We start from the raw sequence: 899 nt of genomic DNA, 5'->3' as shown, positions 1-899 counted from the left end.
CCTGACCACCCACGAAGGATCACCATTCAGTTACACCACTTCCAGGGGCTTGACCCAGGCAGTCGGTCGTTCGCCGAGGACCACTATCCCGATCAGCAGACCGAACACGGGGATCAGGAACATCCACACCGTCAGGGAGGACAGCCGTGAGCGTTGAGCCTCTACGAACCAGGCCAGAGTGGTCGCTGCGGTCGCCACCAGGCCGAGGAATGCCAACACGATCACGAACCGCGGGGTCCAGTTAATGGCCGGGGGCCTTCCACGGTGAGGGCGACCCCGGCCAGTACTAGCCCCCCGATCAAAAAGTGGGCAGCGCTGAGCACCACGACGTCGAGGTCTGCCAAACCGCGCACCATCAGCGTGCCCGCGGTTACTGCTGCGGCCGCGAGTAGCGAGAGTAGCGCTCCTGATCCGCCGCCTCCGGGTATCGAGACGATAAGCAGTCCGGCGAACCCTGTTCCCAGGGCCAGCCCGGTCCGTGCCGTGATTCGTTCCCCGAACAGCCACCAAGCGGACAGCAAGATCAGCAATGGTTGGGCGTTGGCCAGTACTGCCGCGACCCCGGTGGACAGCCCGGCGACGCCAGCGAACATTGCGGCGAAGGCAAACGTGACGTTGACCAACCCGAGGGCCGTGATCTTTGCCCACGCTGTGAAAGAGGACGGAATCTGTCGTCGCTGAAAGAGGGCGACGAGAGCCAGGGCGCCACCGCCAAGTAGCGCCCGCAGGGCCGCAAACCACAGCAGCGGCGCATCGCGCAGTCCCCATTTGATACCGAGGAAGCAGGCAGCCAGGGCGGCGGTGATCCATAACATCCGAAGCGGGGACGGTTTGCCGGTTAACGGGCCCTTCCGGATCCGGAGTGCATAGCTGGGGTTCGCCGGTGATGCGGTGAGGCA

Annotated in this window: 2 protein-coding genes; both read right to left on the bottom strand. The window is 64.5% G+C overall.

What is annotated here, in order from left to right; genetic code table 11:
- Positions 1–30 precede the first annotated feature (30 nt).
- Entirely contained in the window at positions 31–225 is a 195-nt protein-coding gene (locus NR111_RS18235; protein WP_067717472.1) for an EamA family transporter, read from the bottom strand.
- Positions 222–899: DMT family transporter (locus tag NR111_RS18230; RefSeq protein ID WP_256821627.1), on the bottom strand; the 678-nt coding region annotated here is incomplete at its 5' end. The genes NR111_RS18230 and NR111_RS18235, both read right to left, overlap by 4 nt.

The organism is Dietzia sp. Die43 (assembly GCF_024519835.1).
Taxonomy (GTDB): domain Bacteria; phylum Actinomycetota; class Actinomycetes; order Mycobacteriales; family Mycobacteriaceae; genus Dietzia; species Dietzia kunjamensis.
The sequence above is the reverse complement of the archived record's forward strand: the minus strand, read 5'-3'. Positions and strand labels throughout refer to the sequence as shown.